Source organism: Moraxella sp. HMSC061H09, from assembly GCF_001809255.1.
Taxonomy (GTDB): Bacteria; Pseudomonadota; Gammaproteobacteria; order Pseudomonadales; family Moraxellaceae; genus Moraxella; species Moraxella catarrhalis.
This window is the reverse complement of record NZ_KV796849.1, coordinates 35678-49554: the sequence shown is the minus strand read 5'-3', so window position 1 is coordinate 49554 and position 13877 is coordinate 35678. Positions and strand designations below refer to the sequence as shown.

Here is a 13877-nt window from a genome sequence, read left to right as displayed (position 1 = left end):
GTGTATTGATGTATCCAAGTACAAAAGCCAACAGGTGGTCATTGATGAATCAATCCAAAAAATCCAAAAAATCCAAACAAGTATTAAAACTTAGTGCCTTGTCTTTGGGTCTGCTTAACATCACGCAGGTGGCACTGGCAAACACAACGGCCGATAAGGCGGAGGCAACAGATAAGACAAACCTTGTTGTTGTCTTGGATGAAACTGTTGTAACAGCGAAGAAAAACGCCCGTAAAGCCAACGAAGTTACAGGGCTTGGTAAGGTGGTCAAAACTGCCGAGACCATCAATAAAGAACAAGTGCTAAACATTCGAGACTTAACACGCTATGACCCTGGCATTGCTGTGGTTGAGCAAGGTCGTGGGGCAAGCTCAGGCTATTCTATTCGTGGTATGGATAAAAATCGTGTGGCGGTATTGGTTGATGGCATCAATCAAGCCCAGCACTATGCCCTACAAGGCCCTGTGGCAGGCAAAAATTATGCCGCAGGTGGGGCAATCAACGAAATAGAATACGAAAATGTCCGCTCCGTTGAGATTAGTAAAGGTGCAAATTCAAGTGAATACGGCTCTGGGGCATTATCTGGCTCTGTGGCATTTGTTACCAAAACCGCCGATGACATCATCAAAGATGGTAAAGATTGGGGCGTGCAGACCAAAACCGCCTATGCCAGTAAAAATAACGCATGGGTTAATTCTGTGGCAGCAGCAGGCAAGGCAGGTTCTTTTAGCGGTCTTATCATCTACACCGACCGCCGTGGTCAAGAATACAAGGCACATGATGATGCCTATCAGGGCAGCCAAAGTTTTGATAGAGCGGTGGCAACCACTGACCCAAATAACCCAAAATTTTTAATAGCAAATGAATGTGCCAATGGTAATTATGAGGCGTGTGCTGCTGGCGGTCAAACCAAACTCCAAGCTAAGCCAACCAATGTACGTGATAAGGTCAATGTCAAAGATTATACAGGTCCTAACCGCCTTATCCCAAACCCACTCACCCAAGACAGCAAATCCTTACTGCTTCGCCCAGGTTATCAGCTAAACGATAAGCACTATGTCGGTGGTGTGTATGAAATCACCAAACAAAACTACGCCATGCAAGATAAAACCGTGCCTGCTTATCTGACGGTTCATGACATTGAAAAATCAAGGCTCAGCAACCATGGCCAAGCCAATGGCTATTATCAAGGCAATAACCTTGGTGAACGCATTCGTGATGCCATTGGGGCAAATTCAGGTTATGGCATCAACTATGCTCATGGCGTATTTTATGATGAAAAACACCAAAAAGACCGCCTAGGGCTTGAATATGTTTATGACAGCAAAGGTGAAAATAAATGGTTTGATGATGTGCGTGTGTCTTATGATAAGCAAGACATTACGCTACGCAGCCAGCTGACCAACACGCACTGTTCAACCTATCCGCACATTGACAAAAATTGTACGCCTGATGTCAATAAACCTTTTTCGGTAAAAGAGGTGGATAACAATGCCTACAAAGAACAGCACAATTTAATCAAAGCCGTCTTTAACAAAAAAATGGCGTTGGGCAGTACGCATCATCACATCAACCTGCAAGTTGGCTATGATAAATTCAATTCAAGCCTGAGCCGTGAAGATTATCGTTTGGCAACCCATCAGTCTTATCAAAAACTTGATTACACCCCACCAAGTAACCCTTTGCCAGATAAGTTTAAGCCCATTTTAGGTTCAAACAACAAACCCATTTGCCTTGATGCTTATGGTTATGGTCATGACCATCCACAGGCTTGTAACGCCAAAAACAGCACTTATCAAAATTTTGCCATCAAAAAAGGCATAGAGCAATACAACCAAAAAACCAATACCGATAAGATTGATTATCAAGCCATCATTGACCAATATGATAAACAAAACCCCAACAGCACCCTAAAACCCTTTGAGAAAATCAAACAAAGTTTGGGGCAAGAAAAATACAACAAGATAGACGAACTTGGCTTTAAAGCTTATAAAGATTTACGCAACGAATGGGCGGATTGGACCAATAAAAATAGCCAACAAAATGCCAATAAAGGCACGGATAATATCTATGAGCCAAATCAAGCGACTGTGGTCAAAGATGACAAATGTAAATATAGCGAGACCAACAGCTATGCTGATTGCTCAACCACTCGCCACATCAGCGGTGATAATTATTTCATCGCTTTAAAAGACAACATGACCATCAATAAATATGTTGATTTGGGGCTGGGTGCTCGCTATGACAGAATCAAACACAAATCTGATGTGCCTTTGGTAGACAACAGTGCCAGCAACCAGCTGTCTTGGAATTTTGGCGTGGTCGTCAAGCCCACCAATTGGCTGGACATCGCTTATAGAAGCTCGCAAGGCTTTCGCATGCCAAGTTTTTCTGAAATGTATGGCGAACGCTTTGGCGTAACCATCGGTAAAGGCACGCAACATGGCTGTAAGGGTCTTTATTACATTTGTCAGCAGACTGTCCATCAAACCAAGCTAAAACCTGAAAAATCCTTTAACCAAGAAATCGGAGCGACTTTACATAACCACTTAGGCAGTCTTGAGGTTAGTTATTTTAAAAATCGCTATACCGATTTGATTGTTGGTAAAAGTGAAGAGATTAGAACCCTAACCAAAGGTGATAATGCAGGCAAACAGCGTGGTAAAGGTGATTTGGGCTTTCATAATGGACAAGATGCTGATTTGACAGGCATTAACATTCTTGGCAGACTTGACCTAAACGCTGTCAATAGTCGCCTTCCCTATGGATTATACTCAACACTGGCTTATAACAAAGTTGATGTTAAAGGAAAAACCTTAAACCCAACTTTGGCAGGAACAAACATACTGTTTGATGCCATTCAGCCATCTCGTTATGTGGTGGGGCTTGGCTATGATGCCCCAAGCCAAAAATGGGGAGCAAACGCCATATTTACCCATTCTGATGCCAAAAATCCAAGCGAGCTTTTGGCAGATAAGAACTTAGGTAATGGCAACATTCAAACAAAACAAGCCACCAAAGCAAAATCCACGCCGTGGCAAACACTTGATTTGTCAGGTTATGTAAACATAAAAGATAATTTTACCTTGCGTGCTGGCGTGTACAATGTATTTAATACCTATTACACCACTTGGGAGGCTTTACGCCAAACAGCAGAAGGGGCGGTCAATCAGCATACAGGACTGAGCCAAGATAAGCATTATGGTCGCTATGCCGCTCCTGGACGCAATTACCAATTGGCACTTGAAATGAAGTTTTAACCAGTGGCTTTGATGTGATTTTGGCATGCCAAATCCCAATCAACCAATGAATAAAGCCCCCATTACCATGAGGGCTTTATTTTATCATCGCTGAGTATGCTCTTAGCGGTCATCACTCAGATTAGTCATTAATTTATTAGCGATTAATTTATTAGTAATCACGCTGCTCTTTGATGATTTTAAGTGATGGGTATTCAAGAACGATGTCATACTCAGCACCGTTTTTATAGGCTTCTACTTCAAAGACAGGCTTGCCTAAAAAGTCATCAACTTCTATATCGCCGACTTGATAGCCACGAGCAGCAAGCATTTGAATGGCTTTTTGACGATTTTGGGCAAAGTTGCTGTCGCCATAAGCTTGTGCTTTAATACGGTCGTTAGCAACTGCGGTGGTAGAGATACCAACGGCAGGCAACAAAACAGCAGCACTTAGTACGCCAGCCAACAGTTTATTGGTTAAATTTTTCATAGTAGTTTCCTAATTATTATCATTGTAATTCATGTTTATCGTTATAAACAATCGTTATAAATAACTGTGTCGTGATAACCATTAATCACAAGTGGGTTAAATGCCTTTTGCCCAATGGCAAATAGGCACAATGCTCTGCTTGTTCTATGATGGTCTATTATGATCATCATTTTATTGACCTATTTTTTTAATCGTAATGTTTGTTTGATGTTAGTATAAATTTTATCAATCAAACAATCACAAATTATATCAATCATAGACGGTAAACAGGCTTCATATTTTACGCATATTTCCCCAGATGTCTGTAGTGTTTCATAGATGATTTGTAAAACAATTGTCGGTCATTATTATCAATTGTAAACTGATGGCTAATTTGTAACCTTATGGCTAATGATAATATGAATAAAGCGTTATACTGTATCAAATAATGAGTAAAAACCATCAATGGCATCTTATTTATCATCAGGTTGTGTTAATAAGATGCCAATTAAGCGACTAATTTTGTAAATTAATTAATAATCATTCATATTTGTATTTTTAAATACCATAAAAAATGGTAAAATATGCTCGCTTTTTTGATAGGAGCTGTCATGACAATCACGCCTGTTTATACCACATTCACCCCCACCAAAACACCCATAAGATTTTTTATGGCTGGCTTGACTTTTCTAATCGCTCATATCAGCCATGCCGATGATGGTCGCACCGACAATCAAGAGCCAATCAATCAAGAAATAGCCACCCTTGAACCCATCATTAACCATGCTCAGCCTGAGTTATTGTCCCATGATGCATTAACACCAAAAATAGAACCAATACTGGCACAAACACCAAATCCTGCCGAAGATACGCTCATCGCCGATGAGGCGTTACTGCTTGATAACCCTGATTTGCTCAATCACGCCCTAAATTCTGCTGTCATGACCAATCATATGGCAGGCGTTCACGCATTATTGCCCATTTATCAAAAACTGCCCAAAGACCATCAAAATGGCATTTTACTTGGGTATGCCAATGCCTTGGCTGCTTTGGATAAGGGCAACGCCAAAAAAGCCATTGATGAGCTGCGTCGCATCATCGCCATCATGCCTGAATATAATGTGGTGCGTTTTCATCTGGCAAGGGCATTATTTATGGACAAACAAAATGAAGCCGCCCTTGACCAGTTTAATAAATTACATGCTGACAACTTGCCAGAGGAGGTGCGGCAGGTTGTTGGGCAGTACAGACAAGCGTTAAAACAACGAGATTCATGGACATGGCAAGTAGGCATGAATCTGGCCAAAGAAGACAACATCAATCAAACCCCCAAAAACACCACGCAAGGTCAATGGACTTTTGACAAACCCATTGACGCCATCACCCTAAGCTACCAATTGGGGGCGGATAAAAAGTGGTCTTTGCCCAAAGGGGCATATGTGGGAGCGAACGCCCAAATCTATGGCAAACATCATCAAAATCACAAAAAATACAACGACCATTGGGGCAGACTGGGGGCAAATTTGGGCTTTGCTGATGCCAAAAAAGACCTTAGCATTGAGACCTATGGTGAAAAAAGATTTTATGGGCATGAGCGTTATACCGACACCATCGGCATACGCATGTCGGTTGATTATAGAATCAACCCAAAATTTCAAAGCCTAAACGCCATAGACATATCACGCCTAACCAACCATCGGACGCCTAGGGCTGACAGTAATAACACTTTATACAGCACCTCATTGATTTATTACCCAAATGCCACACGCTATTATCTTTTGGGGGCGGACTTTTATGATGAAAAAGTGCCACAAGACCCATCTGACAGCTATGAGCGTCGTGGCATACGCACAGCGTGGGGGCAAGAATGGGCGGGTGGTCTTTCAAGCCGTGCCCAAATCAGCATCAACAAACGCCATTACCAAGGGGCAAACCTAACCAGCGGTGGACAAATTCGCCATGATAAACAGATGCAAGCGTCTTTATCGCTTTGGCACAGAGACATTCACAAATGGGGCATCACGCCACGGCTGACCATCAGCACAAACATCAATAAAAGCAATGACATCAAGGCAAATTATCACAAAAATCAAATGTTTGTTGAGTTTAGTCGCATTTTTTGATGGGATAAGCATGCCCTACTTTTGTTTTTGTAAAAAAATGTACCATCATAGACAATATCAAGAAAAAATCAAGAAAAAAAGATTACAAATTTAATGATAATTGTTATTGTTTATGTTATTATTTATCAATGTAAATTTGCCGTATTTTGTCCATCACAAATGCATTTATCATCAATGCCCAAACAAATACGCCAAATGCACATTGTCAACATGCCAAAATAGGCATTAACAGACTTTTTTAGATAATACCATCAACCCATCAGAGGATTATTTTATGAAACACATTCCTTTAACCACACTGTGTGTGGCAATCTCTGCCGTCTTATTAACCGCTTGTGGTGGCAGTGGTGGTTCAAATCCACCTGCTCCTACGCCCATCCCAAATGCAGGCAATGCAGGTAATGCTGGCGGTACAGGAAATACAGGCGGTACTGGCAGTACTGATAATGTAGGCAATGCTGGCGGTGCAAACTCTGGTACAGGCAATGCAGGTAATTCAGGTAATGCAAACTCTGGTACAGGCAGTGCCAACACACTAGAACCAAAATATCAAGATGTGCCAACAACGCCCAATAACAAAGAACAAGTTTCATCCATTCAAGAACCTGCCATGGGTTATGCAATGGAATTAAAGCTTCGTAACTGGATACCAGGAGAACAGCAGGAAGAACATGCCCAAATCAGTACAGGTGATGTTGTAAAACTTGAAGGTGGCTTGGAGCATAAGCCATTTGACAACTCTATTTGGCAAAACATCAAAAATAGCAAAGAAGTACAAACTGCTTACAACCAAGAGAAGCAAAACATTGAAGATCAAATCATAAGAGAGAATAAACAACGCCCTAAAGAAGAAAAATTTGATGAAGCGACACTAAAAGCTTATATTAAAAAAGTTCTTGATGACCGTCTAACAGAACTTGCTAAACCCATTTATGAAAAAAATATTAATGATTCACATGATAAGCAGAATAAAGCACGCACTCGTGATTTGAAGTATGTGCGTTCTGGTTATATTTATCGCTCAGGTTATTCTAATATCATTCCAAAGAAAATAGCTAAAACTGGTTTTGATGGTGCTTTATTTTATCAAGGTGAACAAACTGCTAAACAATTGCCTGTATCTGAGGTTAAGTATAAAGGCACTTGGGATTTTATGACCGATGCCAAAAAAGGACAATCATTTAGCAGTTTTGGAGGACAAGCTGGTAATCGCTATAGTGCAATGTCTTACCATGAATACCCATCTTTATTAACTGATGAGAAAAACAAACCAAATGGTTATAACGGTGAATATGGTCATAGCAGTGAATTTACGGTAGATTTTAGTAAAAAGAGCCTAACAGGTAAGCTGTTTAGTAACCTACAAGACGGCCATAAGGGCAAGGTTACGAAAACCGAACGCTACGATATTAAGGCTAATATCCACGGTAACCGCTTCCGTGGCAGTGCCATCGCAAGCGATAAAGAAAAAGACAGCGAAACCAAACACCCCTTTACCAGCGATGCCAAAGATAGGCTAGAAGGTGGTTTTTATGGACCAAAAGGCGAGGAGCTGGCAGGTAAATTCCTAACCGATGACAACAAACTCTTTGGTGTCTTTGGTGCTAAACAAGAGAGTGAAGTAGAGAAAACCGAAGCCATCTTAGATGCCTATGCACTTGGGACATTTAATAAACCTGGTACGACCAATCCTGCCTTTACCGCCAATAGTAAAAAAGAACTGGATAACTTTGGCAATGCCAAAAAGTTGGTCTTGGGTTCTACCGTCATTGATTTGGTGCCTACTGATGCCACCAAAGATGTCAATGAATTCACCAAAGACAAGCCAAAGTCTGCCACAAACGAAGCGGGCGAGACTTTGATGGTGAATGATAAAGTTAGCGTCAAAACCTATGGCTATGGCAAAAACTTTGAATACCTAAAATTTGGTGAGCTCAGTGTCGGTGATAGCCATAGCGTCTTTTTACAAGGCGAACGCACCGCTACCACAGGCGATAAAGCCGTACCAACCACAGGCACAGCCAAATATTTGGGGAACTGGGTAGGATACATCACAGGAAAGGACTCATCAAAAAGCTTTAATGAGGCCCAAGATGTTGCTGATTTTGACATTGACTTTAAAAACAAAACAGTTAAAGGCAAACTGACCACCAAAGACCGCACAGATCCTGTCTTTAACATCAAAGGTGAAATCGCAGGCAATGGCTGGACAGGCAAAGCCAGCACCGCCGAAGCGAACGCAGGGGGCTACAAGATAGATTCTAGCAGTACAGGCAAATCCATCGTCATCAAAGATGCCGAGGTTACAGGGGGCTTTTATGGTCCAAATGCAACCGAGATGGGCGGGTCATTTGTACACAAAAACAACGGTGATGATGGTAAAGTCTCTGTGGTCTTTGGCACAAAAAAACAAGAAGTTAAGCAGTAATTTAAACACAATGCTTGGTTCGGCTGATGGGGTGGATGCTTAATCAAATATGAATGATTAAGATGATACGCCCAAGCCATGCCAATGACTGATAGCAACGATGGCAGATGATGAGTGTTCATTATCTGCCATTATTATTGCTTGTCATTTGGTGGTGTTATCACATTAATCATTAAAATTAACATAATAAATGATTAAATGATATTTAATGAAAGTCAGGGTTATTTTGGTCATGGTTTTTCATGATTATTTAACTTATAATGCGTTATGGTTAGTAAAAAGCTAAGTCTGTCAATGAAGCTATGGTGAGTGATTGTGCAAAAGATGGTCAAAAAAATCGGTATGGTGCTGTCAGGCGTGGTGATGGTTCTGTTAATGATAATAACAACGCCAAGCCATGCTACTGCCAAGTTGTTGCCAACATCTCAAGAAAATCCAACCAAAACCATGGTAGATAGCTTTGGTCGTGAAACGCCACGAGGGGCAGTTCAGGGGCTATTGCGTGCAATTGCAGCAGAAGACTATGAGCTGGCTGCCAACTATTTGGACGGCCGTTATTTGGCAAAAACCCAAACGCCCAATCGTGAGATTGTTGAGCATTTGGTGGTTGCACTAGATGCAGGTGGCAAGCTGTATCCAGATTTACAAATCAGTCATGCCAGCGAAGGCGATTTGTCGGATAATTTGCCAAGTGATATTGATAAAGTTGGCGAGCTTCATCTGATGAATGAGCATATTGACATTTTGCTCAATCGCCGTGTGACTGATGATGACATGGTATTTTGGCAAGTGTCATCACAGACCTTGTCATCATTGCCCAAGATGACCACACACGCCCAAACGCTTTCAGAACGGCTTGGGCTGTCTGATGATACCACACACGCTCAAACCAAATATTGGCTTGAGCTTTCAGCATTGGTGCTGCTTGTGACGGTTTTATATTTGGCGATTAATTTGGCGGTATGGATTTTGTATTGGGTGAGTAAGGGGCTTTATACCACACTCACCAAAAAGCCTTTTCGCATTATGCCCAGTGTGATTATGCCGTTGTCTTTGGTGGTTTTATCATTAATCTTACCGATAATTATGATCAGTGTTGGCGTGCCTTTGACATTGCGAAGTTCATTTGGTCGGATTAAGGATATTGTCGCTTGGGGTGCGACCGCTTGGCTGATGCTTCGTCTGCTTGATGGTATTTTTCGCCGTGCTGAGGCAAATTCATTAAAACGAGGTCGCCCTGAACAGGTTTCTATTTTAAATTTATTAAGAAAAGTTGCCAAAGCCTTGATGATTATTTTGGCGGTTATTTTAATTTTTGGCAATCTTGGGTTTGATTTAACCACAGGCATCGCCGCACTGGGGGTGGGCGGTTTGGCACTGGCTTTTGGTGCCCAAAAAACGCTTGAAAATCTCATCGGTTCGGTTGTGGTGGTTGCCGACCGCCCTGTGTATGTGGGGGATTATTGTAAATTTGGTACTTATGAAGGCACGGTGATTGATATTGGCATTCGCTCAACTCGTATCCGCACCTTAAACCGCACAATTGTGACTGTGCCAAATGGCGAATTTTCATCGCTACAGATTGAAAACTTTACTGCAAGGGATATGTTTTATTTTTTGCATGATTTATTTATCAAGCGTACCGCTGATTTGGCGGAAATTGAGCGAATGATAACCAATTTACAAGAATTTTTGGCAATGCATCGGCTGACCAACCATGAATGGAATCAAGTTTGGATTAAGCAGTTGCGTCAAGAGTGTTATGTCATTGAGATGCGTGCTTATATTGATGCTGATGGTGCTCAAGATTTTTATGCCAAACAATCGGTACTGATTTTGGAGATATTAAAATTTTTAGAAAGTTATCATATTGAACATGCTTTACCATCACAATCCATTACAGTGCATCAAAATCATGACCAAACAACCCCAAAGCATGAAAAAACCCCCAAGACATGATAAAATACGCCCCAATTAGCATCACTTAGGTTACCAAAGTGATTAACCAATACTTATCAAGGGCAAATCATGTATACAGACAGTCATGCACATTTGACTTATCTAAAGCTTGACCATTATGATAACAGACCTGAAAATCTGCTCAAAGCCATGTACCAAGCAGGCGTGAGGCGTACCATGGCAATCATGTGCCAGTTGTCTGAATATGACGATATTCACGCTTGGGTTGAGATGTCAGCAGATACCATGCCTGATATTGGTATGAGTGTCGGTGTCCATCCTTGCCAAGATGAACATACGCTGGCTGCCATCAGTCCTGACGAACTGCTAAAGCGTGATCATGAAAAAGTTTGGGCATTTGGTGAGACGGGGCTGGATTATTATTGGGATAAGGATAAATCATCTGCCCAAAAACACAGTTTTGCTGCACACATTGACGCAGCAAAGACCGCTAAAAAGCCCATTATTGTACATACTCGCAGCGCTTATCAGGATACTTTAGAGGTGCTGACAGCTGAGCGGTGCGAACATGGCATTATTCATTGCTTTACCGAAGATTATGCCTTTGCCAAGCGTGCATTGGATATGGGGCTGTATATTTCATTTTCGGGCATTTTAAGCTTTAATAAATCACAAGACCTAAGAGAGGTCGCTGCCAAATTGCCTTTAGATAGGGTGCTTATTGAGACCGATAGCCCATATTTGGCACCTGTTCCTAAGCGTGGCCGTGATAATGAACCAACCTTTGTGCCATATGTGGCAGAAGCTTTGGCAAAGATTTATCAAAAATCTGCCGAAGAAATTGGCCACATCACCAGTCGCAATTTTATCACTTTGGTCAATCAATATAAACCTATTATCTCACGCTTATGATGACAAATAAACGCTTAAGCCTTGCCCCAATGATTGATTATACCACCATGGATTTTCGGGCATTTGCAAGGCTTTTTAACCCAAATATCCATCTTTATACTGAAATGATTAGCACCAGCGCCATCTTAAAAGGTGATGCCAAGCATCATCTTCGGTGTCATCCAACCGAGTCGCCTGTTGTGTTGCAGTTGGGTGGCTCAAATCCAGACGAGATGGCTAAAGCGGTTCGTGTAACCGAAGCACTTGGTTTTGGATATTGTGAATATAATATCAATGTTGGTTGCCCCTCAGATAGGGTGCAGCACAATAAAATCGGTGCATGTTTAATGGCAGAACCGCAGATCGTGGCTGATATGGTGCGTGCCATGAAAAATGAAACCGACAAACCGATTACCGTTAAGCATCGCATTGGTATTGATGACTGTGATAGCTATGAATTTATGCGTGATTTTGTGCAGACGGTGGCAGAGGCAGGTTGCACGCATTTTATTACCCATGCTCGCATTGCTTGGCTTCAAGGATTATCACCCAAACAAAACCGAGAAATTCCGCCATTACGATATGAAGAGGTTTATCGGCTGAAACAAGATTTCCCTGATTTGACCATCGAGATTAACGGTGGCATTAGCCATTTGGATGATATTAAGACGCAGTTGGCAAAGGTCGATGGCGTGATGATTGGGCGAGCATTTTATCATAATCCGTATCTGATGGCGGAGTGTCATCTTTTATGGGGCAGTCAGCCGCCCAGTCATCGCCAAATTTTTGAAAATTTAATCAGCTATCTAAAAAAGCGTGCTGATGAAGGTGTGAATCTTGCGGTATTGACACGCCATTATTTGGGGTTATTTCAAGGCATGGCAGGCGCGAGACGCTGGCGTCAAGATCTAAGCGGTAAGTCTGTTTTGACGGTCGATGAGATTTATCAGTCAGGCGATCGAGTTTTATCCCAAAATGGTCAATAAGTTCATCGCTGACAGATTGGCTTATGAAAAAATCATCAAAAGCAGCACTAAGCTATTATTGATACTGTGAAGTAGCATCGGTGCAAAAATTGATTGTGTAGACAGCCGTGTATAGCAAAGTATTAATGACAATGTCGCCATCATCACAAGGTCAATATAATTGTATTGAAAGTGCAAAAAAGAAAAAATACCGCTGGATAATAAACTAACAGCGATATTTGTGTGTCGCTCTTGGGTGAAAAAGGGGCTAAAAATATCCTCACCCAATCGCCAAAATAGCCCACGACAAATCAGCTCTTCATAGATTGGGGCACAAATCAGCACCAACAGTGCAAATAACCACATGGGCGTGCTGCCATCAACCAAACTTTTGACATCAATTGATGGCATGGGTTTTAGCCAATCGCTGAGTATGGCAACGAACCCACTTGATAAGATGATACCAACCAATAAAATCGCCAAAGCTTTAAAAAACGCCTTTGAATTCATGGCATGAAAGCCAAAATAACATTGCCATATTAAGATGGTTGTTTTGGTCGTATGACCCATAGTTTTGATACGCAGATATTGCCAAATCACAATAATCCATACCAAGCTGACAGCGGTTAATATCAATGACATGATTATCAGCGTATTTTTGGCAATAAAAGATGGATTGAGCAGGTCATTAATACCGCTAAGCAATAACAACCAAGTATATTGAAGAACAAACATACTTGCAATCATCGCAATCATCAGAAACAGTGCGATGATTGCTGGGTATTTGGGTAATAAGGCGATGGATTTGGGCGTTAGTGACATTCAAGCTGTAATTGTTCAATGAGTGTATTTAGGATATCATCAGCGGTTTGTTCAGGATACTCAAGCGGAAACATATGCGACCCTAGAACATAATAAACAGGTATATCAAATTTTTTGTGGGCATCATCATAAGAGCCAATTTTGGTAAAATCGCTGTCTTGACCTGCAATTAAAGCGACTGGCTTGGCAGGTGAGATGGATTTTAGCCAATATAGTGATGGCATGGTGCGAAAAATTGCACTCTCTACAGATTTGGGAATACTTAGCGTATATTTGCCATCCGCCGTTGGCTTAAAACCGTATTTGATATAATTTTGAAAACTGCGTTCATCAAATGATGCAAACAAAGCCTTATGCCTTAGGGCTTGATATGCGTCATCACGGCTATCAAAGACATCTTTGCGGTATTTGGATTTTTGGGCGGGCGTTAATTGATCAATCAAATGGTATTGAAATTTTGGAATACGCCCTATGTATTTATCCATCGTCTTAGTTACATGATATAAAAAAGCAGAACGAGCTGTCAGCAAAGAAGGGTCTAATAAAACTGCTTGGCTGATGGGTTTTGGGTTAGCAATCAATGTCTGTAAGGTCGTCATGGCACCCAAAGAATGTCCAACTGCCACCAGTGTTGACACGCCATGCTCACGGCAGGCATCATCAATGCTATCACCGACTTGATGGGTCATACTTTGCCAGTGATGATCAACAGGATAGTTGGGGTGTGTGCCTAATTCATTGATTGACACGATGGTAAAATATCTGGCAAGCCTATCTAGCATGACTTGATATGTTGGTGTAGGAATACCATTGGCATGTACAAAATGTAACAGTGGCTTGCCAGTTTTTTTGGGTTTGGGCAGCTTATTTAGCTGATGAATTTGAGTGAGTGTCATAAGATCATCCTGATTGAGTGTTTTTATTACTATGATTCATCGCCAGTTAGTTATAGTTATGGTTTGTATTAATCAAGCATACATGACTTTAGGTAAATTTTCCAGTATTTAACACACAAGCCGC

9 protein-coding genes are annotated in these 13877 nt (G+C 41.4%); 6 read left to right on the top strand and 3 right to left on the bottom strand.

Annotation, left to right across the window (positions count from 1 at the left end; translation table 11 throughout):
- The first annotated feature begins 44 nt into the window (after positions 1-44).
- Positions 45-3260 carry a lactoferrin/transferrin family TonB-dependent receptor gene (locus HMPREF2573_RS04405; protein ID WP_070472701.1) on the top strand — a complete coding sequence of 1072 codons (3216 nt, stop codon included), beginning with the start codon at positions 45-47 and terminating at the stop codon, positions 3258-3260.
- Between the two features lie 151 nt (positions 3261-3411).
- Here the strand turns inward: HMPREF2573_RS04405 and HMPREF2573_RS04400 are convergent, their stop codons facing one another.
- A complete protein-coding gene (locus HMPREF2573_RS04400) occupies positions 3412-3729 on the bottom strand; it encodes a PepSY domain-containing protein (protein WP_003661311.1) in 318 nt (105 codons plus the stop codon).
- A 590-nt stretch (positions 3730-4319) separates the two neighbouring features.
- Here HMPREF2573_RS04400 and HMPREF2573_RS04395 point away from each other — a divergent pair.
- The 5 genes from HMPREF2573_RS04395 (at position 4320) to dusA (ending at position 12056) form a co-directional block, all read left to right on the top strand.
- Complete coding sequence (locus HMPREF2573_RS04395; protein ID WP_070472698.1) at positions 4320-5831, top strand: surface lipoprotein assembly modifier; 1512 nt, start codon at positions 4320-4322, stop codon at positions 5829-5831.
- A gap of 274 nt (positions 5832-6105) precedes the next feature.
- A complete protein-coding gene (locus HMPREF2573_RS04390) occupies positions 6106-8259 on the top strand; it encodes a transferrin-binding protein-like solute binding protein (protein ID WP_070472696.1) in 2154 nt (717 codons plus the stop codon).
- 315 nt (positions 8260-8574) lie between these two features.
- The gene (locus tag HMPREF2573_RS04385; protein WP_003664400.1) at positions 8575-10218 is read left to right on the top strand and encodes a mechanosensitive ion channel family protein; all 1644 of its coding nucleotides are present in this window, start codon (positions 8575-8577) and stop codon (positions 10216-10218) included.
- 69 nt (positions 10219-10287) lie between these two features.
- Positions 10288-11091, top strand: a complete 804-nt coding sequence (locus tag HMPREF2573_RS04380; protein WP_003673740.1) for a TatD family hydrolase — start codon at positions 10288-10290, stop codon at positions 11089-11091.
- The gene (dusA, locus tag HMPREF2573_RS04375; protein ID WP_070472692.1) at positions 11088-12056 is read left to right on the top strand and encodes a tRNA dihydrouridine(20/20a) synthase DusA; all 969 of its coding nucleotides are present in this window, start codon (positions 11088-11090) and stop codon (positions 12054-12056) included. Before HMPREF2573_RS04380 ends, dusA begins: the two co-directional genes overlap by 4 nt.
- Before the next feature lie 21 nt (positions 12057-12077).
- On the opposite strand, the gene HMPREF2573_RS04370 is transcribed toward dusA, so the two are convergent.
- Together HMPREF2573_RS04370 and HMPREF2573_RS04365 are read right to left on the bottom strand one after the other, a co-directional pair.
- Entirely contained in the window at positions 12078-12857 is a 780-nt protein-coding gene (locus tag HMPREF2573_RS04370; protein WP_003656570.1) for a CPBP family intramembrane glutamic endopeptidase, read from the bottom strand.
- The gene (locus HMPREF2573_RS04365; protein ID WP_070472688.1) at positions 12848-13753 is read right to left on the bottom strand and encodes an alpha/beta fold hydrolase; all 906 of its coding nucleotides are present in this window, start codon (positions 13751-13753) and stop codon (positions 12848-12850) included. The genes HMPREF2573_RS04370 and HMPREF2573_RS04365 overlap by 10 nt, the downstream gene beginning before the upstream one ends.
- Positions 13754-13877: the final 124 nt, after the last annotated feature.

Excerpts from the sequence above, each read along its gene's own strand:
- HMPREF2573_RS04365 (WP_070472688.1), bottom strand. The coding sequence starts at position 13,753 with ATGACACTCACTCAAATTCATCAGCTAAATAAGCTGCCCAAACCCAAA.
- HMPREF2573_RS04390 (WP_070472696.1), top strand. The coding sequence starts at position 6,106 with ATGAAACACATTCCTTTAACCACACTGTGTGTGGCAATCTCTGCCGTC.
- HMPREF2573_RS04370 (WP_003656570.1), bottom strand. The coding sequence starts at position 12,857 with ATGTCACTAACGCCCAAATCCATCGCCTTATTACCCAAATACCCAGCA.
- HMPREF2573_RS04395 (WP_070472698.1), top strand. The coding sequence starts at position 4,320 with ATGACAATCACGCCTGTTTATACCACATTCACCCCCACCAAAACACCC.
- dusA (WP_070472692.1), top strand. The coding sequence starts at position 11,088 with ATGATGACAAATAAACGCTTAAGCCTTGCCCCAATGATTGATTATACC.
- HMPREF2573_RS04400 (WP_003661311.1), bottom strand. The coding sequence starts at position 3,729 with ATGAAAAATTTAACCAATAAACTGTTGGCTGGCGTACTAAGTGCTGCT.
- HMPREF2573_RS04405 (WP_070472701.1), top strand. The coding sequence starts at position 45 with ATGAATCAATCCAAAAAATCCAAAAAATCCAAACAAGTATTAAAACTT.
- HMPREF2573_RS04380 (WP_003673740.1), top strand. The coding sequence starts at position 10,288 with ATGTATACAGACAGTCATGCACATTTGACTTATCTAAAGCTTGACCAT.